Annotated in this window: 9 protein-coding genes and 1 pseudogene; 8 read left to right on the forward strand and 2 right to left on the reverse strand. The window is 73.6% G+C overall.

The window, feature by feature from the left end:
* The first annotated feature begins 57 nt into the window (after window positions 1–57).
* From ACFXMF_RS05695 to ACFXMF_RS05710, 4 genes and pseudogenes are all read left to right on the forward strand, one after another.
* On the forward strand, window positions 58–9,639 hold the full coding sequence (locus ACFXMF_RS05695; RefSeq protein ID WP_380020538.1) for a type I polyketide synthase: 9,582 nt from the start codon (window positions 58–60) through the stop codon (window positions 9,637–9,639).
* 91 nt (window positions 9,640–9,730) lie between these two features.
* Window positions 9,731–19,279 (forward strand): annotated as a pseudogene (locus ACFXMF_RS05700) (type I polyketide synthase); the annotation flags it as partial.
* A gap of 52 nt (window positions 19,280–19,331) precedes the next feature.
* On the forward strand, window positions 19,332–19,796 hold the full coding sequence (locus ACFXMF_RS05705; protein ID WP_379989987.1) for a nuclear transport factor 2 family protein: 465 nt from the start codon (window positions 19,332–19,334) through the stop codon (window positions 19,794–19,796).
* Window positions 19,793–20,275 carry a nuclear transport factor 2 family protein gene (locus tag ACFXMF_RS05710; protein WP_379989986.1) on the forward strand — a complete coding sequence of 161 codons (483 nt, stop codon included), beginning with the start codon at window positions 19,793–19,795 and terminating at the stop codon, window positions 20,273–20,275. The genes ACFXMF_RS05705 and ACFXMF_RS05710 overlap by 4 nt, the downstream gene beginning before the upstream one ends.
* A gap of 52 nt (window positions 20,276–20,327) precedes the next feature.
* Here ACFXMF_RS05710 and ACFXMF_RS05715 read toward each other — a convergent pair whose 3' ends face one another.
* Both ACFXMF_RS05715 and ACFXMF_RS05720 read right to left on the reverse strand, forming a co-directional pair.
* Entirely contained in the window at window positions 20,328–20,972 is a 645-nt protein-coding gene (locus ACFXMF_RS05715; protein WP_379989989.1) for a 4'-phosphopantetheinyl transferase, read from the reverse strand.
* A 62-nt stretch (window positions 20,973–21,034) separates the two neighbouring features.
* Window positions 21,035–21,934, reverse strand: a complete 900-nt coding sequence (locus ACFXMF_RS05720) for a metallophosphoesterase (protein ID WP_360309731.1) — start codon at window positions 21,932–21,934, stop codon at window positions 21,035–21,037.
* Between the two features lie 136 nt (window positions 21,935–22,070).
* Between ACFXMF_RS05720 and ACFXMF_RS05725 the strand changes: the two genes are divergently transcribed.
* The 4 genes from ACFXMF_RS05725 (at window position 22,071) to ACFXMF_RS05740 (ending at window position 26,199) form a co-directional block, all read left to right on the forward strand.
* Complete coding sequence (locus tag ACFXMF_RS05725) at window positions 22,071–22,913, forward strand: AfsR/SARP family transcriptional regulator (protein ID WP_360309729.1); 843 nt, start codon at window positions 22,071–22,073, stop codon at window positions 22,911–22,913.
* A 216-nt stretch (window positions 22,914–23,129) separates the two neighbouring features.
* The gene (locus tag ACFXMF_RS05730) at window positions 23,130–23,891 is read left to right on the forward strand and encodes an alpha/beta fold hydrolase (protein ID WP_360309727.1); all 762 of its coding nucleotides are present in this window, start codon (window positions 23,130–23,132) and stop codon (window positions 23,889–23,891) included.
* A 183-nt stretch (window positions 23,892–24,074) separates the two neighbouring features.
* Complete coding sequence (locus ACFXMF_RS05735) at window positions 24,075–25,043, forward strand: ATP-dependent DNA ligase (RefSeq protein WP_360309725.1); 969 nt, start codon at window positions 24,075–24,077, stop codon at window positions 25,041–25,043.
* A 346-nt stretch (window positions 25,044–25,389) separates the two neighbouring features.
* Complete coding sequence (locus tag ACFXMF_RS05740; protein WP_379989985.1) at window positions 25,390–26,199, forward strand: SGNH/GDSL hydrolase family protein; 810 nt, start codon at window positions 25,390–25,392, stop codon at window positions 26,197–26,199.
* Window positions 26,200–26,208 lie beyond the last annotated feature (9 nt).

The raw sequence follows: 26,208 nt of genomic DNA on the forward strand, positions 1-26,208 counted from the left end.
GGACGAATCTGGAGGCCGTTCGGCGCAGTCGTCGCCGTTCGGCAACGGACCGTTCGGATGAGGGGCGACCACTCCGCGATGATGAGCCGCGAGAACACCACCACCAGCAGGAACGACCGGCACGGCACCGCGATCGCCGTCATCGGAACGGCGTGCCGGTTGCCCGGCGCCGCCGATCCGGCCGCGTTCTGGGAGCTGCTGCGCGAGGGCGTCAGCGCGGTGGGCGAACCCACCGCCGAGCGCCGGCGCGGCGCCGAACTGCGGCCCGGCGGCTACCTGGACCGGGTGGACGCCTTCGACCCGGCCTTCTTCGGGATCTCGCCGCGCGAGGCCGACGCGATGGACCCGCACCAGCGGTTGTTCCTCGAACTCGGGTGGGAGGCCGCCGAAGACGCCGGCCTCCCACCCGAAGTTCTGGCCGGCACCCGGGCCGGCGTCTTCGTCGGCGCCATCGCCAACGACTGGTCCACCGTCGTGCACCGGCACGGCACGGACGCGATCACCAGGCACACCTTCACCGGCGTCGCCCGCGGCCTGATCGCCAACCGGCTTTCCTGGGCGCTGGACCTGGGCGGCCCGAGCCTGACCGTCGACACCGCGCAGTCCTCCTCGCTGGTCGCGGTGCACCTGGCCTGCGAGAGCCTGCGCAACGGCGAGTCGACCCTCGCGTTCGCCGGCGGCGTGCACCTCAACCTCGCGCCGGAGAGCACCGTGGGCGCGGAGCGCTTCGGCGGCCTTTCGCCCGACCACCGCTCGTTCACCTTCGACGCCCGGGCCAACGGCTTCGTGCGCGGCGAGGGCGGCGCGGTGCTGCTGCTCAAGCCGCTGGCGGCGGCGCGGGCCGACGGCGACGCGATCCACGCGGTCATCCACGGGAGCGCGATCACCAGCGACGGCGACACCGACGGGCTCACCGTGCCGGACACCGGCGCGCAGACCGACGTGCTGCGCCGGGCGGCCCACGCGGCCGGTGTCGCTCCCGAGCGCATCCAATACGTCGAACTGCACGGCACCGGCACCCGGGTCGGCGACCCGATCGAGGCCGCCGCGCTGGGTGCGGCCTACGGTGCGGGCCGAACGGGCGCCGATCGGGTCGCGGTCGGCTCGGCCAAGACCAACGTCGGTCACCTGGAGGGCGCGTCCGGGATCGTCGGGTTGCTCAAGACCGTGCTGGGCATCCGGCACCGCACCCTGCCCGCGACCCTGAACCACACCACGCCCAACCCGGCGATCGACCTGGACGCGGCCGGCCTGCGGGTACAGACCACCCCCGGACCCTGGCCGCACCCGGATCGCCCACTGTTCGCCGGCGTCAGCTCGTTCGGGATGGGCGGGACGAACTGCCATGTCGTGCTGGGCGAGCCGCCCGCCGTCCGCCCCCGCGACCTGCCCGGAGCGCGCGCCTTCACCGAGGCCGCCGCCGTGCTCCCCTGGCCGCTGTCCGCCCGCGACCCCCGGGCGCTGCGCGGCCAAGCCGAGCGACTGCACGCGGCGACCACCGCGCACCCCGAGCACCCCGCGCACCCCGAGCTCCCCGCGCCCCAGGACGTCGCGCTGACCCTGGCCGAGGGCCGCACCGCGTTCGCGCACCGGGCCGTCGTACTCGGCGCCGATCTCGCCGAACTCACCGAGGCCACCGCCGCGTTGGCCGGCGCGGTGCCGACCGCCGGCGCGGTGACCGGCAGCGCCCACCCGCACACCTCGACCGTGTTCGTCTTCCCCGGACAGGGCTCGCAATGGGTCGGCATGGCCGTCGAACTACGCCACGCCTCCCCGGTGTTCGCCGCCCATCTGGACGCCTGCGCGGACGCCGTCGCGGCGCACGTGGACTGGTCGCCGCACGACGTCCTGCGCGGCGTGCCCGGCGCGCCCTCGTTGGAGCGCGTGGACGTGGTACAGCCCGTGTTGTTCGCGGTGATGGTCTCGCTGGCCCGACTGTGGGAGGCGTTCGGGGTGCGCCCGGACGCGGTGATCGGGCATTCGCAGGGGGAGATCGCCGCCGCGCACATCGCCGGTGCGCTGACCCTGGCGGACGCCGCCCGGCTGGTGGCCCGACGCAGTCGCCTGCTGACCGGCCTCGCGCCCGGCGGCGGCATGGCCTCCGTCCCGCGCCCCGCCGACGAGGTGCGCGCCGGACTCGGCGACCGGGCCGACCGGGTTGGCATCGCGGCGATCAACGGGCCCGCCTCCACCGTGGTGTCCGGCGATCGGGACGCCCTGGACGCGCTGCTCGCCGAGTACACCGAGGCCGGCGTGGACGTGCGGTCCATCCCGGTCGACTACGCGTCGCACTCGCCGCACGTCGAGCCGCTGCGCGCCGACCTGCTTCGCGAACTCGCCGGGATCGCACCGGCACCGAGCCCGATCGCGTTCTACTCCACCGTCACCGGCGGCCTGCTGGAGACCACCGCACTGGACGCCGACTACTGGTACCGCAACCTGCGCGGCACGGTGCGCTTCGCGGACGCGGTCCGCGCCGCGCTCGCCGACGGCCGGCGCACCTTCGTCGAGGCGAGCCCGCACCCCGTGCTGACCATGGGACTGCGGCAGACCCTGGACGCGGACGAGGCCGCCGGGGCACCCGCGCTGACCGTGGGCACGCTGCGCCGCGGCGACGGCGGGCCGCGTCGGCTGCTGACCTCGCTGGCCCAGGTGTACGTGCACGGCACACCGGTGGACTGGACCGCCGCGCTGCCGGCCACCGCGCGCCGCACCACACTGCCCACGTACGCCTTCCAGCGCACCCGGCACTGGATCGCGGAGCCGGCCGCGCCCACCGCCACGCGCGCCGCCGCCACGCCCGCCACGCCCGCCCCGGCGGACCCGGCCACCGGGCCGGAGCCGGCCGTCGCGACCGGACCGGACCCGCTGATCCTGGTCCGTGCCACCGCCGCCGTCGTACTGGGCCACGCCGGCCCCGGTGCCGTCGACCCGGACCGCACGTTCAAGGACCTCGGCTTCGACTCGGTCGGCGCGCTGGAGTTCCGGGACAGGCTGGCCGCCGCGAGCGGCATCCCGTTGTCCGCTTCGCTGACCTTCGACCACCCGACCCCCCGGGCGGCGGCCCGCCACCTCGCGGATCACACGGCCGGCACCGTGCCCGCGGATGCGGGATCGTCCGGGGCCGCGCCGGCGCCGGTCGCAGCCGAGGACGATCCGATCGTCATCGTCGCGACCGGCGGCCGGTGGCCCGGCGGCGCGGACACCCCCGAGGCACTGTGGGAGCTGCTCACCGACGGAACGGACACGATCGGGGCGTTCCCGGACAACCGCGGCTGGGACCTGGACGCGCTCTACGACCCCGAACTCGCCAGGCCCGGCACGTCCTCGGTGCGCGCGGGCGGCTTCCTGCACGACGCCGACACGTTCGATGCCGGCTTCTTCGGGATCAGCCCGCGCGAGGCGGCGGCGATGGACCCGCAACAGCGGCTGCTCCTGGAGACCGCGTGGGAGGTGGTCGAGCGGGCCGGCATCGCCCCGAGCACGCTGCGCGGCACCCGGGCCGGCGTGTTCGTCGGCGCGATGCCGCAGGACTACGGACCGCGGCTGCACGAGGCGCCCGAGGGCTACGGCGGCCACCTGCTCACCGGCAGCCTGAGCAGCGTCGCCTCCGGCCGGTTGGCCTACACCCTGGGCCTGGAGGGCCCGGCCCTGACCGTCGACACCGCGTGCTCCTCGTCCCTGGTCGCCCTGCACCTGGCGGTCCGCGCGCTGCGCGCGGGCGAATGCACCCTGGCGCTGGCCGGCGGCGTCACGGTGATGTCCACGCCGGGCATGTTCACCGAGTTCAGCCGGCAACACGGCCTCGCCCCCGACGGCCGGTGCAAGCCGTTCTCGGCCGCCGCCGACGGCACCGCGTGGGCCGAGGGCGTCGCGCTGGTCCTGGTCGAGCGCCTGTCCGACGCCCGCCGGCTGGGCCACCCGGTGCTCGCGGTGGTGCGCGGCAGCGCGGTCAACCAGGACGGCGCCTCCAACGGCCTGACCGCGCCGAACGGCCCCGCCCAGCAGCGGGTGATCCGCCAGGCGCTGGCCGACGCCCGGCTGAGCGCGGCCGACGTCGACGCGGTCGAGGCGCACGGCACCGGAACCACGCTCGGCGACCCGATCGAGGCCCAGGCGCTGCTCGCCACCTACGGCGCGGACCGGCCCGCCGACCGCCCGCTGCTGCTCGGCTCGGTCAAATCCAACCTCGGCCACACCCAGGCCGCCGCCGGGGTGACCGGGGTGATCGCGCTGATCGAGGCGATGCGACACGGCGAACTCCCGCGCACCCTGCACCTGGACGCGCCATCCCCGCACGTGGACTGGTCGCGCGGCGGCGTCGAACTGCTCGCCGAGCGGACCGCGTGGCCCCGGCACGAGCGGCCGCGCCGCGCGGCGGTGTCCTCGTTCGGGATCAGCGGCACCAACGCACACGTCATCCTGGAGCAGGCCCCACCGCCCCCGCCGGCCGGCGGCACCGACCAGGCCGGCCCGTGGTTGTTGTCCGCCGCGAGCGAGCAGGCGCTGGGCGCCCAGGCGGCGCGGTTGCGCGGCCACCTCGCCGACCACCCGGAAGTGGCGCTCGGCGACGTGGGCTTCGCGCTCGCCGACGGCCGGGACACCCTCGCCCACCGCGCCGTGCTCACCGGCAGCGGCCGCGACGACCTGCTGCGCGGCCTGGACGCGCTGACCGACGGACTCGACGCGGTGAACCTGAGCCGAGGCGAGGCCCGAGCGGCCGGATCGCTGGCCGTGCTGTTCAGCGGCCAGGGCAGCCAACGCGTCGGGATGGGCCGCGAACTCTACGCGGTGGAACCGGTGTTCGCCCGGGCCCTGGACGAGGCGCTGGTGCACCTGGACGCGGCCCTCGGCCGCTCCCTGCGCGACCTGCTGTTCGCCGACCCGGCCGGCCCCGAGGCCGCGCTGCTGCACGCGACCGAGTACACCCAGCCCGCGCTGTTCGCGGTGGAGACCGCGCTGTACCGACTCGCCGAGTCGTACGGAATCCGCGCCGATCACCTGATCGGCCACTCGATCGGCGAACTGACCGCCGCGCACATCGCCGGCGTGCTCACCCTGGCCGACGCCGCGACCCTGGTGGTGGCCCGCGGCCGGCTGATGGGCGCGCTGCCGCCGACCGGCGCGATGGTCGCGCTCCAGGGCACCGAACGCGAGATCGCCGAACTGGTCGCCGGGCACGAGGCGGACGCGGGAATCGCGGCGATCAACAGCCCCGATTCCGTGGTCGTCTCCGGCACCGCCGAGATCGTCGACGAGTTGGCCGCGAAGTGGCGTGCCACCGGCCGCAAGACCAGACGACTGCGGGTCAGCCACGCGTTCCACTCGCCGCACATGGACGCCGTCCTGGACGAGTTCCGCGCCGTAGCGGCGGGCCTGACCTTCGCCGCACCGCGCATCCCGATCGTCTCCAACCTGACCGGGGACGTGGCCGAGGCCGCCGAACTGGCCGATCCCGACTACTGGGTCCGGCACATCCGCGAGGCGGTCCGCTTCCGCGACGGCATCCGCCGACTCGCCGAACTCGGCACCACCACCTACCTCGAACTCGGCCCCGACGCCGTGCTCACCGCCCTGACCCTGGCAAGCCTGGACGATCCCGCGCCGGTCGTGCTGGCCGCGCTGCGCGCCGACCGCCCGGAAGCACACACCTTCACCCTGGCCCTGGCCCGACTGCACGTCACCGGGACACCGCTGGACTGGAGCCCGGTCTGGTCCGGCCGCGCGGTGCGCCGCGTCGACCTGCCCACGTACGCCTTCCAACGCCGCCGACACTGGCTGGACGCGCCCCGGCCCGGCGCCGACCCGAGCACCGCCGGCTTCGATCCGAGCGAACACCCGCTGCTCGGCGCGGGTTTCGCCCGTGCGGACGGCTCCGGCCTGGTCTGGACCGGAGTGTTGTCGCACCGCACGCCGTGGCTGGCCGACCACGCCGTGCACGACTCGGTCCTGCTGCCCGGCACCGCGTTCGTCGACCTCGCGCTGTACGCCGCCGCGCAGGCCGGGGCCGGCGGCATCGACGAACTCGTTCTGGCCGCACCGCTGGTGCTGCCCGAGACCGGCACCGTGCGGATCGAACTCGCGGTGGGCGCCGCCGAGGCGGACGGTACCCGGCCGGTGACCGTGCACTCGCGGGCCGCCGACGCCGACGACTGGACCCGGCACGCCGCCGGCCGGCTGAGCCCGGTCGAGAGCGCCGAACCCGGCCGCGCCGACGGCGCCTGGCCGCCGCCGGGCGCCGCGGCGATCGAGGTGGCGGACCTGTACGAGCGGCTCGCCGAGCTGGGCTACCACTACGGCCCGACCTTCCGCGGCCTGCTCGCCGCCTGGCGAGACGGCGACGACCTGCTGGTCGAGGTCGCGCTGCCGGAGCCGACCGAGGAGGCCGGCCACCTGATCCACCCGGCTCTGCTGGACGCCGCACTGCACGGCGTGGTCGGGCTGCTGCCCGGCGGCCCGGCGGGCGGGCCCACCCGGTTGCCGTTCGTCTGGGCCGGGGTCGGGGCGCACACCGCCGGTGCCCGCGAACTGCGGGTACGGATCGCGCCGATCGGTCCGGACGCGGTCGCGCTGACCGCGACCGACGCCGAGGGCACGCCCGTGTTGTCGATCGACCGGCTGACCCTTCGGGCGATCCCCGCCGAACGACTCGGCGCTCGTCCGGCCGTTGCGGAGGACGCCTGGTATCAGGTGCACTGGGTGCCGCTGCCGAATCCGGTGCCCGGCGCCGAGGCCGTCGGTGAGCCGGGCGACTGGGTCGTGCTCGGCGACGGCGACCCGAACCCGGCGGGATCGGCCGCCCACACCGCGGAGTTCGGCCGGGCGGTCCGGGTGCTGCCCGACCTGGCCGCGCTGCGCACCGCGCTCGCCGCCGGAGCGCCGCCGCCCGCGTACGCGCTGGTGCCCTTCGAACGGCCGATCCCGGCCCTGGGCACCGCCGTCGCCACCCACGCGGTCACCGAACGGGCCGTCACGCTGCTGCGCGAATGGCTGGCCGAACCACGCCTGATCGACACCGAACTCGTCCTGGTCACCCACGAGGCGGTCGCCACGCACGCCGGCGAGGACGTCCGCGACCTGACCGCCGCCGGCCTGTGGGGTCTGGTGCGGGCGGCGGCGGGCGAACACCCCGGCCGACTTCGCCTGCTCGACCTGGACCGACACCCCGACTCGGCCGCCGCGGTGCCCGCCGCGCTGGCCGGCGGCGAGCCGCAACTCGCGCTGCGCGCCGGTGCGATCCTGGCACCCCGGCTGGCCCCGGTGCGCCCCGAGGACGCCCTCGAACCACCCGCCCCGCCCACCCCCTGGCGCCTGGACGTCACCGAACCCGGCAGCATCGACCACCTCGCGCTGCTGCCCGCCCCCGAGGCCGCCGCCCCCCTGGCGCCCGGCCAGGTGCGGATCGCGGTGCGCGCCGCCGGCTTGAACTTCCGCGACGTACTGATCGCGCTCGGCGGATACCCCGGGGCCGCCCGGATCGGGGCGGAGGGCGCCGGCCGGATCCTGGAGATCGCCCCGGACGTCACCGAACTCGCGGTCGGCGACCGGGTGATGGGGCTGCTCCCCGGCAACCTGGGCGCACACGCGGTGGTCGACCACCGACTGCTGACCCCGATCCCGGCCGGCTGGACGTACGCCCGGGCGGCAACCGTCCCGGTGGCCTACCTGACCGCGTATCACGGCCTGATCGAACTCGCCGGCCTGCGCGCCGGCGAATCGGTACTGGTCCACGCCGCCACCGGCGGAGTCGGCACGGCCGCCGTACAACTGGCCCGCCATCGGGGCGCCGACGTGCACGGCACCGCGAGCCCGGCCAAGTGGCCCACGCTGCGTGCCCAGGGCCTGGCCGACGACCGGATCGCCTCCTCGCGCACCCTCGACTTCGAGACCGGTTTCCGCGGCACGACCGGCGGACGCGGCGTCGACGTGGTGCTCAACTCGCTGGCCCGCGAGTTCACCGACGCCTCACTGCGGCTGCTCGCACCCGGCGGGCGCTTCGTCGAGATGGGCAAGACCGACCTGCGCGAGCCGGACGCGGTCGCCGCCACCCACCCCGGCATCGACTACCACGCGTTCGACCTGTTGGCCCTCGAACCGGCCCGGATCGGCCGGATGTTGGCCGCGCTGGCACCGCTGTTCGCGGCCGGCACGCTCACCCCGCTGCCGGTCACCGCCTGGGATGTCCGGCACGGTGTGCGGGCGTTGCGTCGACTGAGCCAGGCCCGGCACACCGGCAAGCTGGTGCTGACCATCCCGCCCACCCCGGCCGGCATCGACCCCACCGGCACCGTGCTGATCACCGGCGGTACCGGCGCGCTCGGTGCCCTGGCCGCCCGCCGGCTGGTCACCGGGCACGGCGCCCGCAGGCTGCTGCTGGTCGGCCGCACCGGCCCGGCCGCACCCGGCGCCGCCGAACTGCGCGCCGAACTGACCGCGGCCGGCGCCGAGGTGGAGATCGCCGCCTGCGACGTGGCCGACCCGATCGCCCTGGCCGAGCTACTGGCCACCATCCCGTCCGCCCACCCGCTCACGGCGGTCGTGCACACCGCCGGCGTGGTCGCCGACGGCGCGCTCACCACCACCGACCCCGAGCGGCTGCACGCCGTGCTGCGGCCCAAGGTGGACGCCGCGTGGAACCTGCACACGCTCACCGCCGACCTGGACCTGTCCGCGTTCGTGCTGTACTCGTCCGCCGTCGGCGTCCTGGGCAACCCCGGCCAGTCGGCCTACGCCGCCGCCAACACCTTCCTGGACGCGCTCGCCCACCACCGACGCAGCCACGGCCTGCCCGCGACCTCGATCGCCTGGGGCCAGTGGGCCCAGGCGGGCGGCCTGGCCGCGCACCTGACCGACGTGGACCGCCGCCGGATGGCGGGCAGCGGCCTGGCCCCGATGAGCACCGAAACCGGCCTCGACCTGTTCGACCGTGCCATGCACACCCCGCTCCCGGCGCCCGTGGCGGCCCGGATCGACACCGGCGCGCTGCGCCCGGACGCGGCGACCGAACTCCTGGCCGACCTGGCCCGCGCGGCCACCCCCGGTCGGGTGCCCGCGCAACGCGGCACCTCGACTCGCGCGGGCGCCGCCCGCAGGCCCGCGACCGGAATCCGGGAGCGGCTCGCGGGCCGCCCGACGGACGAACAACAACGCGAGTTGTTGCTGTTCGTACGACTCACCGCCGCGGCCATCCTCGGACACGACGGACCGGCCGCGATCAAACCCGAACGCGGCTTCCTGGAGACCGAGTTCGATTCACTGGGCGCGATCGAGCTGCGCAACCGGATCAACACCGGCACCGGCCTGGCGCTGCCCTCCACGCTGATCTTCGACCACCCCACCCCGATCGCACTGGCCGAACACCTGCGCGAGCGCCTGTTCGCCGCGCCGCCGGCCCCGGGAACCGGTTCGCTGCTCGCCGAACTCGACCGGTGGCGGCTCTCGTTGACCGGCCTGCTCGCCGACGGCGGGGTCCCGGACGAGGACTTCCGCGCCGGCGCGGTGAGCCGGCTGTACGAACTGCTGGACCGGCTCGGCGCCACCGCGCCCGCGGACCCGACCACGGCGCTGGTCGCCCGACTCGGCGCGGGCGACGACGACGAGCTCTTCGACTTCATCGACAACGAACTCGGCATCTCCTGAACCGGACCGGCCATGCCCGGCCGGGCACCCCCGACTTGCACCACGACCACGGCGAATCCGCTGCACGGAAAAGGCAGATACCCCCATGGCGAACGAAGAGAAGCTGCGTGACTACCTCACCCGGGTGACCGCCGACCTGCACCAGGCCCGGCGCCGCCTGCGGGAGAACGAGGAAGCCCGAAACGAACCGATCGCCGTGGTCGGGATCGGCTGCCGACTGCCCGGCGGCGTGCACTCGGCGGCGGACCTGTGGCAACTGGTGGCCGAGGGCCGCGACGCGATCGGCGGCTTCCCCGCCGACCGCGGCTGGGACCTGGACGGCCTGTACGACGCGGACCCGGACGCGGTCGGCAAGACGTACACGCGGCAGGGCGGTTTCCTCTACGACGCCGCGGAGTTCGACGCGGGCTTCTTCGGCCTCTCGCCCCGTGAGGCGCTCGGGGCGGACCCCCAGCAGCGGCTGCTCCTGGAGACCGCGTGGGAGGCCCTGGAGGACGCCGGGATCGATCCGGCGGCCGTCCGCGGCTCCGCCACCGGGGTGTTCGCCGGCGTGATCGCCCAGGAGTACACCCCACGCCTGTACAAGAGCACACCCGACCGGGTGGACGGCTACGTGCTGACCGGCAGCACCACCAGCGTGGCGTCCGGTCGGATCTCGTACACCTTCGGCTTCGAGGGCCCGGCGGTGACGGTGGACACCGCGTGCTCGTCGTCGCTGGTCGCGCTGCACCTGGCCGCCCAGTCGTTGCGCTCGGGCGAGTGCGATCTCGCCCTCGCGGGCGGTGCGACGGTGATGGCCTCACCCGGGATGTTCGTCGAATTCGCCCGCCAGCGCGGCCTGTCGGCGGACGGCCGCTGCAAGGCGTTCGCGGGCGCCGCCGACGGCACCGGCTGGGCCGAGGGCGTGGGACTGCTCGTCCTCGAACGGCTCTCCGACGCGCGCCGGGCCGGCCGCCGGGTGCTCGCGGTGATCCGCGGCAGCGCGGTCAACCAGGACGGCACCAGCAGCCAACTGACCGCCCCCAACGGCCCGTCGCAACAGCGGGTGATCCGCCGGGCCCTGACGAACGCGGGGCTCACCCCGGCCGACGTGGACGTGGTCGAGGCGCACGGCACCGGCACCCGACTCGGCGACCCGATCGAGGCACAGGCGCTGATCGCCACCTACGGCCGCGACCGGGCCCCGGAACGCCCGCTGTGGCTGGGTTCGTTGAAGTCCAACATCGGCCACGCGCAGGCCGCCGCCGGGGTGGCGGGCGTGATCAAGATGATCCAGGCACTCCGGCACGGCATATTGCCCAGGACGCTGCACGTGGACGAGCCCACCACCCATGTGGACTGGTCGGCGGGCGCGGTGCGGTTGTTGACGCAGGCCCAACCGTGGCCGGACACGGCCGCACCCCGCCGGGCGGCGGTATCCGCCTTCGGCGTCAGCGGCACCAACGCACACGTGATCCTGGAACTACCCGACGAGGACCGCGAGTCCACGCCGATCCCCACGCAGGTGGCCGCGCCGTCGACTCCGTGGGTGCTCTCCGGCAAATCGGCTGCGGCGCTGCGGGCCCAGGCAGCCCGCTTGGCGGACCGGCTCGACGCGGATGCGGGCGTCCGGGAGATCGGCTTCTCGCTCGCCACCTCCCGCTCGGTCTTCGCCGAACGCGCGGTCGTGCTCGGCGCGAACTCCGCCGCACTGGGCACCGGGCTCGGCGCGTTGGCGCGCGGCGACTCGATACCGGGCGTGGTCACCGGCTCGGGGGACGTGACCGGCCGGACGGTGTTCGTTTTCCCCGGTCAGGGTTCGCAGTGGGTGGGGATGGCGGCTGATCTGTACGTGCAGTCCCCGGTGTTCGGGGCTCGTTTCGGGGAGTGCGCGAAGGCGTTGGAGTCGTTTGTGGATTGGTCGCCGGTGGATGTGTTGACGGGTGTGGAGGGTGTGCCGTCGTTGGATCGGGTGGATGTGGTCCAGCCGGTGTTGTGGGCGGTGTTGGTGTCGCTGGCGCAGGTGTGGCGGTCGTACGGGGTGGTGCCGGATGCGTTGGTGGGTCATTCGCAGGGTGAGATCGCGGCGGCGGTGGTGGCGGGCGGGTTGACGCTGGAGGACGGCGCACGGGTGGTGGCGTTGCGCAGTCGGGCGATCGTGGCGTTGTCGGGTCGTGGCGGGATGGCTTCGGTGGCGTTGCCGGAGTCGGACGTGGTGGCGCGGATCGTCCGGTGGGACGGGCGGATCTCGGTCGCGGCGGTGAACGGCCCGGGTCAGGTGGTCGTGTCGGGTGAGCCCGAGGCCCTCGAAGAGTTGGTCGCGTCGGTGACTGCCGAGGGAGGCCGGGCCCGTCTGATCCCCGTCGACTACGCCTCGCATTCGGCCCAGGTGGAGGAGATCCGGGAGCGGATCGTGGCCGATCTGGCCGGGCTCGCACCGGTGTCCGGGACGGTTCCGGTGTGGTCGACGGTGACCGGCGACTGGATCGATACAGCGCGGCTGGACGGCGTCTACTGGGCGACCAACCTGCGCGAGACGGTGCGGTTCGCGGCGGCGGTGCGCGGTCTCGTGGCGGCGGACCACGGCGTCTTCGTCGAGGTGAGCCCGCATCCCGTGCTCACCGCCGCGATCCAGGACACCCTGGAGGAGGTCGGTGCGGCCGACGCCGTGGTCGTCGGCACGCTGCGCCGGGATCAGGGCGACCTGCTTCGGCTGCACACCTCGCTGGCCGAGGCGTTCGTACATGGTGTGCCGGTTGCCTGGGAGGCCGCGTTCGAGGCGGGCGCGGTCGAGCGGGTGGACCTGCCGACGTACGCGTTCCAGCGCGAGCGGTTCTGGCTGGACACGGGCGAGTACGCGCCACCGCCTGCCGCGGCGGCCGTCGACTCCGGGTTCTGGGACCTCGTCGCCGGGGGTGACCGGGCCGGCCTGTCCGCCGCGCTCGGCGATGTCGACGGCGATCTGAGCGAGCCGCTGGATGCGGTACTGCCCGCCTTGTCGTCGTGGTGGGACCGCCGCCGCACCGACGCGGGCACCGACGCGTGGCGGCATCGCCTCGTCTGGCGCCCGGTGGCCGGTGTGCCCGAGGGCAGGCTTGCCGGAACCTGGCTGCTGCTGGTCCCGGAGGGATCGCCGGCCGAGCCGTGGGCCGAGTGGTTCGGCACCGCGCTGGCCGCGTCCGGGGGCCGGGTGCGGCCCGTGGTGGTCGAGCGGGATCGGGCGGACCGGGCGGCGCTGGCCGCGCTGTCGACGGCGGCCGTGGCGGCGGCCGACGGGTCGGTGGCCGGGATCGTGTCGCTGCTCGCGCTCGCCGAGGGCTCCGTCGCCGGCTTCGCGGCGGTGCCGTGGGGCGCGGCGGCGACGGTGGCGCTGGTCCAGGGCCTGGGCGACGCCGGCGTGTCGGCGCCGGTCTGGGCGGTCACGAGCGGTGCGGTCTCGGTCGGCGACGGCGATCCGGTGCGGGTGCCCGAACAGGCCCAGGTGTGGGGCTTCGGCGGCATCGCCGCAGCCGAACTACCCGATTTCTGGGCCGGCTTGATCGATGTGCCGGAGCGGGTCCCGGCCGAGACCGGGTCGGCCCGGTTGGCCTCGGTGTTGTCCGGCGCGGCCGGCGAGAACGAGATCGCGGTGCGCGGCTCGGCGGTGTGGGCCCGCCGGTTGGTCCGGGCGCCGCACGCCGCCGGTGTCCCGGCCGGGTCCTGGCAGCCGTCGGGCACCGTACTGATCACCGGTGGCACCGGCGCGCTGGGCGGTCATGTGGCCCGCCGGTTCGCCGCCCGCGGCGCGGCGCATGTGCTGCTGGTGAGCCGATCGGGGGCCGATGCCCCCGGGGCGCGCGAACTTGCCGCGGACCTGGCCGGGTTCGGCGCCCGGGTCTCGTTCGTGGCCTGCGACGTCGGTGACCGGGATGCCCTGGCGGAGGTACTCGCGGGCATCCCGGCGGAGTTCCCGCTGACCGCCGTCGTACACGCGGCGGCCGTGCTCGACGACGCCCTGATCGCCGATCTGACCGTCGATCAGCTCGACCGCGTATTGCGGGTCAAGGTGGACGGCGCCCGCCACCTGGACGAACTCACCCGCGACCTGGACCTGTCCGCGTTCGTGCTGTTCTCCTCGCTCGCCGGCATCTGCGGCGTGCCCGGTCAGGGCAACTACGCGCCCGGCAACGCCCACCTCGACGCACTGGCCGCCCGCCGCCGGGCCGCCGGGCTGCCCGCGACGGCGATCTCGTGGGGCCACTGGGCCGGCGGCGGGATCGCCGCACCCGAGGTCGAACAGCGGCTGGCCCGCCAGGGTTTGCGGATGCTCGACCCCGAACCGGCCATCCGGGTCCTGGAACAGGTGCTGGACGCCGACGAATCCCACCTGACGGTGTGCGACATCGACTGGGACGTGCTCTTTCGCGGCCGACCCGCGCCGCTGGTCGCCGAGTTGCTCCAGGCGGGCGGCTCGCACCCCGCCGCCCCCGCGTCGACCCCCGCCGCGCCGGGCGGCGACACCCTCACGGATCGGCTGACCGGGCGCACCGGCGCCGATCGACTGCGGTTCCTGGTCGAGGTGGTGCGCACCCAGGCGGCGGTCGTCCAGGGACATCGTGGTGCCGCCGCGGTGGATCCCGGGAAGCCGTTCCGCGACCAGGGGTTCGATTCGTTGACGGCGGTCGAACTGCGCAATCGGCTGACCGCCGAGACCGGCCTGCGGCTGCCTGCGACGCTGGTCTTCGACTATCCGACCCCGAACGTGCTCGCCGAATACCTGCACGGCGAACTCGTCGGTCGCGTCACCACGACCGACGACGCCACGGCGCAGGGCGACGTGCGCGCCGACGACCCGATCGTGATCGTCGGGATGGCCTGCCGGCTGCCGGGCGGGGTGACCTCGCCCGCCGATCTGTGGCGGCTGGTGGACGCCGGTACGGACGCCGTGGGCGAATTCCCCACCGACCGGGGCTGGGACGTCGACGGGTTGTACGACCCCGACCCGGATCGGGTGGGCACCTCGTACACCCGTCGTGGCGCCTTCCTGCCGGACGCGACCGAGTTCGACAGCGCGTTCTTCGGCATCTCGCCGCGCGAGGCGCTCGCCATGGATCCGCAGCAGCGGCTGCTCCTGGAGACCGCGTGGGAGGCGTTCGAGCGGGCCGGGATCAACCCCGACACCCTGGTCGGCAGCCGGACCGGCGTGTTCGCCGGGATGGCCGGGCACGACTACGGGCGCGGACCGGCCGAGCCGCCACGGGAGTTGGAGGGCTATCTCGGCACCGGGAGCGCGGGCAGCGTCGCGTCCGGCCGGATCTCCTATTCGTTCGGCTTCGAGGGCCCGGCGGTGACGGTGGACACCGCGTGCTCGTCCTCGCTGGTGGCGCTGCACCTGGCCGCCCAGTCGTTGCGCTCGGGGGAGAGCGATCTCGCGTTGGCCGGCGGTGTCGCGGTGATGGCCACACCGGGGATGTTCGTCGAGTTCTCCCGGCAGCGCGGGTTGTCCGTGGACGGCCGCTGCAAGGCATTCGCCGGTGCCGCCGACGGGACGGGTTGGGCCGAGGGCGTCGGCCTCCTCCTGCTCGAACGCCGCTCGGATGCGCGGCGTTATGGGCATCGGGTGTTGGCGGTGGTGCGGGGCAGTGCGGTGAATCAGGACGGTGCGTCGAATGGGTTGACGGCGCCGAATGGTCCGTCGCAGCAGCGGGTGATTCGGCAGGCGTTGGCGAATTCGGGGCTGGCCGTCGGTGATGTGGACGTGGTGGAGGCGCATGGGACGGGGACGACGCTGGGTGATCCGATCGAGGCGCAGGCCCTGTTGGCGACCTACGGTCAGGGTCGGTCGGCCGAAGAGCCTTTGTGGTTGGGCTCGTTGAAGTCGAATATCGGTCATGCGCAGGCCGCGGCGGGGGTGGCCGGGGTGATCAAGATGGTCGAGGCGCTCCGTCACGGCGTGTTGCCGAAGACGTTGCACGTGGACGAGCCGAGTCCGCATGTGGACTGGTCGGCGGGCGCGGTGCGGTTGTTGACGCAGGCTCGGCCGTGGCCGGAGACCGGGCGACCGCGTCGGGCGGCGGTGTCGGCGTTCGGGGTGAGCGGGACCAATGCCCACGTCATCCTCGAACTGCCCGAGGACGCGGAGCAGGAGATCGAAGAGGGTACGACCCGACCTGCGGTCGAGGTGCTGCCCTGGGTGTTGTCGGGGCGGACCCCGGACGCGTTGCGGGCACAGGCCGGCCGCATCCGAGGCGTACTGCACCAGGACCCCGTGGACGTCGGCTTCTCGCTGGTCGCCTCCCGCGCGCTGTTCCCCGAACGGGCCGTGCTGATCGCCGATACGACGTCGCGCGCGCCGAGCCTGGCTGCGGTCGCGGGCGGCGAGGGCGCGGCGGGCGTGGTGACCGGGTCGGCGGGGCCGGTCGGGAAGACGGTGTTCGTTTTTCCCGGTCAGGGTTCGCAGTGGGTCGGGATGGCGGCGGAACTCCATGCGCAGTCCCCGGTCTTCGCCGCGCGTTTCGGGGAGTGCGCGAAGGCGTTGGAGTCGTTTGTGGATTGGTCGCCGGTGGATGTGTTGACCGGTGTGGAGGGTGTGCCGTCGTTGGATCGGGTGGATGTGGTCCAGCCGGTGTTGTGGGCGGTGTTGGTGTCGCTGGCCGAAGTGTGGCGGTCGTACGGGGTCGTGCCGGATGCGTTGGTGGGTCATTCGCAGGGTGAGATCGCGGCGGCGGTGGTGGCCGGCGGGCTGTCCATAACGGATGGCGCCCGTGTGGTCGCACTGCGCAGTCGGGCCATCATCGCGTTGTCGGGTCGTGGCGGGATGGGTTCGGTGGCGTTGCCGGAGTCGGAGGTCCGTGAGCGGATTGCCGGGTGGGACGGGCGGATCTCGGTCGCGGCGGTGAACGGCCCGGGTCAGGTGGTCGTCTCGGGTGAGCCCGAGGCCCTCGAAGAGTTGGTCGCGTCGGTGACTGCCGAGGGAGGCCGGGCCCGTCTGATCCCCGTGGACTACGCGTCGCATTCGGCGCAAGTCGACGCAATTCGTCGGGAGATCGTGGCCGATCTGGCCGCAATCATGCCGGTATCGGGGACGGTTCCGGTGTGGTCGACGGTGACCGGTGACTGGATCGACACCGCTGTGATGGATGCCGCCTACTGGGCGACGAATCTGCGCGAGACGGTTCGCTTCGAGGAGGCCACTCGGGGTCTGGCGGCTTCGGGGCACGGGGTGTTCGTGGAGGTGAGCCCGCATCCGGTGTTGACCACGGCGATCGAGGCGACGTTGGACGAGGCGGGTACGGAGAACCCGGTCGTGGTCGGCACGTTGCGTCGTGACCAGGGCGGCGTGCGGCGCCTGTACACCTCCCTTGCCGAAGCCTTCGTGCGGGGCGTGCCGGTGGACTGGACCCCGGCCTACACCGAACACCAGCCCGATGGCATCGAGTTGCCCACCTACGCGTTCCAGCGCAGGCGCTACTGGCGGGAGACCCCGGCCCGACCTGCGGCCGGTGCCTCGTCGCTGGGTCTACGGGCGGTCGAACATCCCCTGCTCGGCGCGTCGGTGGACACCGGCGAGGGCGACGAGGTGTTGTTGACCGGGCGGATCTCGGTGCGTTCGCACCCGTGGCTGGCCGATCACGCCGTCCAGGACACGGTGTTGTTGCCGGCGTCTGTGTTCCTGGAACTCGCCGTGCGAGCCGGGGACGAGGTGGGATCGGGCGCGGTGGACGAACTCGTGATCGAGGCGCCGCTGATTCTGGCGAACCCGGACGCGGCCACGCACCTCCGGGTCGCGGTGGGCACGGCGGCCGAGGACGGGCGGCGCACCTTCGCGGTGTTCTCGCGGGCGGAGTCGGCTGCGGTCGATGCGGAATGGGTGCGGCACGCCGCCGGGTTCCTGACGTCCGAACCGGCCGAGACCGAGGCCGAGACGTCCGCTGTCGGCGTCTGGCCGCCCGACGAGGCGGTCGAGGTGCCGGTCGAGGACGCCTACGAACTGCTGGGCGCCGCCGGGATCGACTACGGGCCGGTGTTCCAGGGGCTCCAGGCGGCCTGGCGCATCGACCGGGCGCTGTTCGCCGAAGTCGCGCTGGCCGAGGAACAGGCCGACGACGCGGCGCGGTTCGGGGTGCATCCGGCGCTGCTCGACGCGACGCTGCACCTTGCGGTGGTGGATGCGCTGCGGCGTGCCGAGGCGGCCGGCGAACCGGCCGCGACCAGCCTGGCCTACGCCTGGAACGACGTGCGGCTGCACGCGACCGGGGCCGCCCGGCTGCGGGTACGGCTCACCCCGGCCGGACCGGACGCGGTGTCGCTGGAGGCAACCGACGAGACCGGGGCGCCGGTGCTCTCGGTCGGGTCGTTGACCTCGCGCCCGGTGCCCGGTGGCCGGCTCGCCACAGACCCCGGAAGCCGACCGCAAGAGGCCGGAGCGGACGCGGCGCACCAGCGGCCCGCACGGCGGACCCGACGGTCGGTGCGCTCCGGGACGGCGAGCGCCGAACCGGCCTTCGCCCGGCGGCTCGCGACGGCGTCCGAGGGCGAGCGGGACGAACTCCTGGCCGATCTCGTGCACACCGAACTCGCCGTCGTGCTCGGCCACTCGCCGGACGAGTCGGTGGATGCCGACCAGGCGTTCCTGGAGGTCGGCCTGGACTCGCTGACCGCCGTGGAACTGCGCAACCGGCTGGCCGGCGCGACCGGTCTGCGGTTGCCCGCCACGGTCACCATCGCGCACCCCACCCCGCGCGCCCTCGCCCTGCATCTGCGTGCCGAACTGGCGGGCCGGGGCGACTCACCGGTGGCCCCCACGAGTTCGGAGCCGGCTCCCGTCGAGCGCACCAAGGGTGCGTTGGCCTCCTTCTACGTCCAGTTGTGCGCGGCCGGGAAGTACCTCACCGCAGCCGAGGTGATCATGGCCTCGGCGGGTCTGCGCGCGTCCTTCCCGGAGGCCGAGCGGGATCGGCACGTCAAGCCGGTGCTGCGCTTCGCCTCCGGCGACGCCGGGCCCGCGATCGTCTGCTTCCCGTCGTTGAGCGCGATCTCCGGTCCGCACGAATACGCCCGGTTCGGGCAGGTGTTCCAGGGCGAGCGGGACGTGTTCGTGATCCAGACGCCCGGCTTCGGGGCCGACGAGTCGTTGCCCGACCACGCCGACGCGCTGCTGCGGATGCATGTGGAATCGGTGCGGGCGGCCGTGGGTGATCGGCCGTACATCGTGGTGGGGCGTTCGATGGGCGGCTGCATCGCGCACGAGGTGACCCGCCGACTGGAGGCCGAGGGGGTGCCGCCGATCGCCCTCGGGTTGATCGACACCTTCCCGATCGACACCGCGCTGGTGCCGGGCATGGACTGGTGGCTGCCCGCGATGATCGAGGGTCTCCTGGGCCGGGTGGCGCAGTACGACATGACGCTCGACGACACCAACCTGAGCACGATGGGCCTGTACCAGCGCCTGTTCGCGGACTGGAAGCCGCAGCCGATCGCCACCCCCACGCTGGTCGCCCAGGCGCAGACGCCGGTGGCGGGCACCGTGATCGACCCGGAGGGTCGATGGGACTGGCGGGCGTACTGGCCCCTGCCGCACGACCTGATCGGGGTCACCGGCGACCACTTCACCGTGCTGGAGGACCACGCCGATCTGACGGCGGCGACCATCGTGGACTGGGCGGCCGGGCTCCCCGGCTGACCCGCTCCACCTCCGCAGTGTCACGCAACACCACTACGAGGCTGGGAAATTCATGACGAAGGTACTGTCCCCGTTGGATCTCGCCGAGATCCACCGCACGCTCGCGCTGTTCGCGCACGTCTTCGACAACGGCGACGTGGCCGGGCTCGACCTCGTGTTCACCGAGGACGTCGTGGTCGAGATCGGCGTCGGGCCGGCACGGGCCTTCCGGGGTATCGCCGAGTTCGCCGAGTACACCCGGGGCAAGAGCGCGGCGACGCCCGACCACCACACGCTCAACACCACCGTCGAGGTGGACGAGTACGGGCAGGTCCAGGCGCGCAGCCGCTACCTCGGGATCAACCCGGCCGGTCGGCTCACCGGCGGCGAGTTCCTGGACATTCTGCGGGAGACACCGGCCGGCTGGCGGATCGCCTACCGACTGAGCCTGCCGCGCGCGCCGCGGCAGCCGGAAGCGGGCTTGACCAAGGTCGAATTCCCGCTGCCGGTACGGCTTTCCGAGGTGGTCGCGCCGTGACCGCGGAATCCACCCTGACCGCCGAGGACGTCGCGGGGATCCACGACACGCTCGCCCGGTTCGCGCACGTCTTCGACAACGACGACATCGCGAACCTGGACCGGGTGTTCACCGACGACGCGGTGATCGAGAACACGATCGGCGGCGGCTACACGATCGACGGCCTGGCCTCGGCCCGGCAGTTCACCGGTCGGCGCAGCCCGGACACCCCGGACCACCAGACCCTGGACATCGTGCTCCTGGTGGACGAGGGCGGCACGGTCCGGGCCCGCAGCCGCTACATCGCGACGCTGATCGACGGCGAGGTGCACGGCGGGGACTACTACGACATCCTGGAGCGCACCGCGCGCGGATGGCGGATCAAGTACCGGGTCTCGGTGCCCAGGCACCCGATCCTGGATCGGATCGAGCTGCCGGCCGAGTTCGCCGAGGCGTGGCGGCCCACCGCAGCGAACGTGCCCCGGTTCGCGCGGGACTGACGGACGGATGCGGGTGGGGCCGAGGGCACGCCTTCGGCCCCACCCGATCGGCTCAGCTTCGGGCCACCGCGATCGTGGTCACCGCGATGCCCGCGTCGACCTGCCAGCGCCCGGCGAAGCCGTCCAGCGGGCGGTCCTCGATCAACAACCGGGCGGCGAAGGTGCCCGCCTCGGGGTCGAACCCGATCTCCGCCTCGGCGAAGTCCAACCAGCGCTCGGTGAGCGGGAACCACGCCTTGTAGACCGACTCCTTGGCGCTGAACAGCAACCGGTCCCAGGCGATCTCGGGCCGGCCGGCGGCCAGGTCGGCCAAGTGCTTGCGCTCGGTCTCCGACGAGACGGTGGCCAACACCCCGTCGGGCAGCGGCAACGCGGGTTCGGCGTCGATGCCCAGGGTCAGCAACACCGCCCCGTCCGCGACGGCCGCAGCGCGATATCCCGCGCAGTGCGTCATGCTGCCCACCACACCGGCCGGCCAGCCCGGCGCCCCGCGCAGCCCCGGCAGGAGAGGCGCGGCCGGTATCCCCATCCGGGCCAACGCGCGGCGTGCGCACCGCCGTACGGTGGTGAACTCGCGGCGGCGCTTGTCCACCGCCTTGGTCAGCAGCGCCTCCTCGGCCGGGAACAGCGGCGGCCCGTCCGGGTCGTCGAAGGATTCCTCGGCGAAGACCTCCGGCGGCAACACCCGGGCGATCATCGAACCTGCGGCGTCGGTTGGCGAGGTGGTCATCGAATCTCCGGCGTCGGCGTGCGAGAGGGTCATCGGGCACCCGCCTGGCGGCCCGGGCGGCTGCTCTGGGCGGTGTCGCTCGGCTCGGCGGGTACGATCCGGCGCGGGATCGGCCGCCGCAGCCCGTTCTTGCGCTCGCGCGGATAGCCGAGCGAGACCTCCTCGAAGCGCACCCCGTCGTACCAGGTGGTGCGCGGGATGTGCAGGTGGCCGTACACCACGGCGGCGGTGGGGAAGCGGCGATGCCAGTCGGCGGTGAGGTCGGTGCCGCACCACTGGACGAACTCCGGATACCACATCACGTCCGTGGGCTCCCGGACCAGCGGGAAGTGATTGACCATCAGCAGCGGCGCGGCCGGATCGGCCGCCGCCGCGAGCCGGCCCTCGCTGTACGCCACCCGGGCCCGGCACCACTCGCCGCGGCTGGAGTACGGATCCGGGTGCAGCATGAACTCGTCGCTGCACACCACACCGGCGGCGTACGCGGCGTCCAACGCCTCCTGCTGCGTGGCCGCACCCGGCGGACGCCAGGTGTAGTCGTAGAGCACGAACAGCGGTGCCACGGTGACCGGACCACCCGGCCCGTCCCAGATCGCGAACGGATCCTCGGGAGTGAGCACACCCAACTCCCGGCACATCGCGACCAGATGCCGATAGCGCCGCTCGCCGCGCAACTGCACCGAGTCGTCGGGCGTGGACCACAACTCGTGGTTGCCGGGCACCCACACCACCCGCGCGAAGCGGTCGGCGAGCAACCGGAGGGTGGCCTGGGTGTCCTCGACGTGCTCGGCCACGTCCCCCGCGACGATGATCCAGTCGTCATCGGTGCGGGGTCGGATGCCTTCGACGATGGCGCGGTTGGACGGGATCGCGGAATGCAGGTCGCTGACGGCGTACAACGCGCGCTCGGGCGAACGGGCTGTGCTCATCGATCGACCATAAGCCGGTTCGGGGGTGCTGGGAAGTGTGACGCGGCCGAGTGCGGTTACCGCGCAATTCCCGTGCAAGGTCACGTAGGGGTCGGTCAGGGGTACGCCACACGCCCGGCATATGTCACCGTCGTCAGTGAGCAAGACCGGACTGCCGGTGAACATGACCCCGACCGCCGAAGAGAGGGAAGAGCCGTTGCGGTACGAGATTCTCGGCCCTGTGCGGATCGTCGACGGCGCCGAGCCGCGCACGATCGCGGCGCCCAAGCCGGAAACCCTCCTGGCCGCCCTGCTCGCGCGGCGAGGCCAGATGTTGACGGTCGACCAGATCGTCGCCGAGATCTGGCCCGGCCCCCGGCCGCAGCGGGCCAAGTCCACGGTGCACGTATACGTGTCCCGCCTGCGGGCCGCGCTCGGCGCCTCGGGGCCCGCGCGCAGCGGCCCGTTGGCCACGTGTGCCGGCGGCTACATCCTGCACGCCGGACCGGACCGGCTGGACGCGGACGCCTTCCACGGCCTGGTCGACCGGGGCCGGGCGGCCCTGCGGGCGGGCCGGCAGCACGAGGCGGCCGAGACCTTCGGCGGTGCGCTGGAGCTGTGGCGCGGGCCGGCCTACGCGGGGGTCGCCCACGGCCCGATCGTGCGGGCGCACGCCGCGCGGCTGGAGGCGTCCCGGCTGGAGTGTCTCGAACTGTTGGTCGAGGCCGACCTCGCGCTGGGCCGCTACCGGGAGAGCGTCGCCCGCCTGTACGCACTGACCGCCGAGTATCCGCTGCACGAGAACTTCGCCCGACACCTGATGGTCGCGCTGTATCACTGCGGCCGACGCGGCGAGGCGCTCGCGGTGTACCAGGACACGCGCGGCGCGTTGCGCGAACTGCTCGGCCTGGAACCCTCCCGCGCGCTGCGCGAGGTCCAGCACGCGGTGCTCACCGGCGTGGAACCACTGGGCGCGCGCACGGACTCGATGGCCGGGTGAGCCCGGACACATCCGCGCCGAAGAAGGCGGCACCACCACGACCGCCACGACCGAGCGGCCACGGGCACGGTCACCATGGGCACCGTAACCACGGGCACGCCGGCCACGAGGCACGGTACCCGTGAGCACGTCGGCCACGACCGGAGCAGCGAAAACCGGGGCAGCGAAAAGCACAGCAGCGACAACCACCGCAGCGACGATCAAGAAGGGCTCGTCATGACAACCGCCTCCGCCGTATCGGACGCCTGGATCCGCCGGTTCCACCCGACGTCCGACCCGCTTCCGCGCCTGGTCGCCCTGCCGCACGCGGGGGGCTCGGCGAGCTTCTGGTTCCCGCTGTCGGCGGCGCTCAAGGGCCGGGTCGAGGTGCTGGGTGTGCAATATCCCGGTCGCCAGGATCGACGCGCCGAACCACTGGTGGACGACATCGGCACGCTGGCGGACCGGATCACCGCCGCGCTGGATCCGTGGCTGGACGAGGAGCGCCCACTGACCCTGTTCGGCCACAGCATGGGCGCGATCCTCGGCTTCGAGGTGGCCCGCCGGCTGCGCGTGCGGCCGGCCGCGCTGATCGCCTCCGGTCGGCGGGCCCCGGACCGGTGGCGGGACGAGGCACTGCACCTGCTGGACGACGCGGGACTGGCCGCCGAGCTGCGCTCGATGAGCGGCACGGACGCGAGTCTGCTGGCGGACGACGAGGTGTTGCAGATGGTGCTGCCCGCGCTGCGTGCCGACTATCGCGCGATCGAGACCTACACCTGCGCGCCCGGCGAGCCGCTGGAATGCCCGATCACCGTGCTGATCGGCGACACCGACCCGAAGGTCACCCTGGACGAGGCGATGTCCTGGCGCGAGCACACCAACGGCACCTTCGCCCTGCACACCTTCGCCGGCGGCCACTTCTACCTCACCGACCACCAGCCGGCGGTCACCGCACACATCGCCGACGTGATCTCGGCGACGACCGGTCGGGGCTGACGGCCGAGCGGACGACCGGCGCGGGTCGGCGGCCCGTCCGGCGCTGCTCGCTCGAATGGCTCCCGGTCGCCGGCGGGGCGCCGATGCGGGACGAGCAGGTCGGCGGCCGGTGCTTCGAACAGGCATACGAATCAGGCTCGGGCTCCGCCGGCGGCCCCGCAGCGCCCCGCCGATGATCGAGGCATGGCCGGTCAGGAACAAGTTCATGCCGTATTGCCCGAGATCGAGCCGATGCTGGCCGTCGCGGCGCCGTTGCCGGGGGAGGGACAGGACCTCGACTGGGGCTTCGAGGTCCTGTGGGACGGTGCCCGTACGGTGGCGTACTGCGCGGGCGACGGCACGTTGCGGTTGCTCTCCCGCGACGGTGGCGACGTCACCCGTACCTATCCCGAGCTGGCCGGGATCGGCAACCAGCACGGGCAGCGGCAGGCGGTGCTCGACGGCGAGATCGTGGTCCTGGACGACCGGGGGCGGCCCGACGTCGATTTGCTCCGGCGGCGGACGGGCGCGGTCAACCCGCGCAAGGTGGCCCGGCTGACGATGGACACGCCGGTGCATCTGATGCTCTTCGACGTGATGTATCTGGACGGCCGGTCGCTGCTGGCCACTCCGTATCGCGAGCGCCGGATGTTGCTGGAGAGCCTCGATCTCACCGGCGCGCGCTGGTCGACGCCCGGGTGGACCGAGGGCGACGTGCAACGCGCGTGGGCGACGAGCCTGGGACACGGGTACGAGGGCATCGTCGCCAAGCGGCTGGCCTCGGACTACCAGCCCGGCCTGCGCTCACCGGACTGGATCAAGGCCGGACACGTCGAGACGCACAACGTGATCATCGGCGGCTGGGTCGAGGGCCGAGCCGAGTTGCGCGGCCTGCCGGGCAGCCTGCTCGTGGGCGTCGACGCACCGGACGGCCTGCGCTTCGCCGGCACCGTCGAGCACGGCCTGACCGACGCCGAACGCGGCGAACTCGGCGAATATCTGGGTGCGCTCGCCCGCCCCGACACACCCTTTGCCGACTTCGTCGACGTTCCCGGCGCCCAGTGGGTCGAACCCCGCCTGATCGCCGAGGTCACCGTCTCCGGCCGCACCACCACCGGCCGCCTGCGCAACCCCACCTGGCAACGGCTGCGCCCGGACCTGACCCGCCGCTGAGCAGTCGCCGATCCGGTCGGGTCGGCGGCTCGAAGGTCCGTCGAAGCGAAGCCGCCGAGCAAGGATCCGGCGGAGGTCATCCGGCAGTCGCCCACCGCGCCCAAGGCCGGGACCGCAGGCGGACGATCGCTCCTCGCGGGGCCGAAATCCGTCTATGCAGTGGCGATTCGGGCACGGGACGATGGGGCTTCACGCCGAGTGCCACGGGCGACGACTGCGGAAGGGCCGGACGCGCGAACGGGCGTGGCGGCTCGGGCGGTTCGATGGGTCGACACGTTCAGGTACGGCAGCGCAACGCCCGTCGAGGCCTCCGCCGGCGTCCCCACGTCCGCCGAGGAGACCATTCGTGCTTTCGCTGCCCCGCACCCTGTCCGCGACGGCTCTCGCCGTCACCGTCGTCGCCGGCACCGCCCTCGTCGCACCGACCGCCCAGGCCGCCGCCACCACCAACTACGCCGCGCTGGGCGACTCGTACAGCGCCGGCGTCGGCGCGGGCAACTACTTATCCGACAGCGGCGCCTGCAAGCGCAGCGCCAACTCCTATCCGGTCTTGTGGAATCGCAGCCACCCGGGCGGCTTCGCCTTCGCGGCCTGTTCCGGAGCCAAGACCGCCGACGTGCGCGCCGGCCAACTCTCCGTGCTCGACTCCGCGACCACACTGGTGACCATCAGCATCGGCGGCAACGACGCCGGCTTCGTGGACACCATCAAGACCTGCGTGCTGGCCTCCGACGCGGACTGCGCCGTCGCGGTCACCAAGGCCAAGACCTACGCCACCAACACCCTGCCCGCCGACCTCGACGCCACCTACACGCAGATCCGCAACCGGGCGCCCAACGCCCGCCTGGTCGTGCTCGGTTACCCGCGCCTGTTCGAACTCGGCTCGTGCTTCCTGGGCCTGAGCAAGTACAAGCGCACCATCCTCGACGAGGCCGCCGACACACTGGCCGACGTCACCAGGCAACGCGCCGGCGCCGCCCGAGCCACCTTCGCCGACGTACGCGGCCGTTTCGTCGGCCACGGGGTGTGCGGGTCCAACGTGTGGATCCACGGTGTCACCCTGCCCCTGGACGAGTCCTACCACCCCACGAGCAGCGGCCAGAGCCAGGGCTACCTGCCCGAACTGCAAGCCGTCACGGGCGTCCGCGTCGGCTGACCCGCAGCC

Source organism: Embleya sp. NPDC059213, assembly GCF_042754445.1.
Taxonomy (GTDB): domain Bacteria; phylum Actinomycetota; class Actinomycetes; order Streptomycetales; family Streptomycetaceae; genus Embleya.

Coding starts and splice junctions, on each gene's coding strand:
- ACFXMF_RS05720 (WP_360309731.1), bottom strand. CDS start 21,934: ATGAGCACAGCCCGTTCGCCCGAGCGCGCGTTGTACGCCGTCAGCGAC.
- ACFXMF_RS05735 (WP_360309725.1), top strand. CDS start 24,075: ATGGCCGGTCAGGAACAAGTTCATGCCGTATTGCCCGAGATCGAGCCG.
- ACFXMF_RS05730 (WP_360309727.1), top strand. CDS start 23,130: ATGACAACCGCCTCCGCCGTATCGGACGCCTGGATCCGCCGGTTCCAC.
- ACFXMF_RS05705 (WP_379989987.1), top strand. CDS start 19,332: ATGACGAAGGTACTGTCCCCGTTGGATCTCGCCGAGATCCACCGCACG.
- ACFXMF_RS05695 (WP_380020538.1), top strand. CDS start 58: ATGAGGGGCGACCACTCCGCGATGATGAGCCGCGAGAACACCACCACC.
- ACFXMF_RS05715 (WP_379989989.1), bottom strand. CDS start 20,972: ATGATCGCCCGGGTGTTGCCGCCGGAGGTCTTCGCCGAGGAATCCTTC.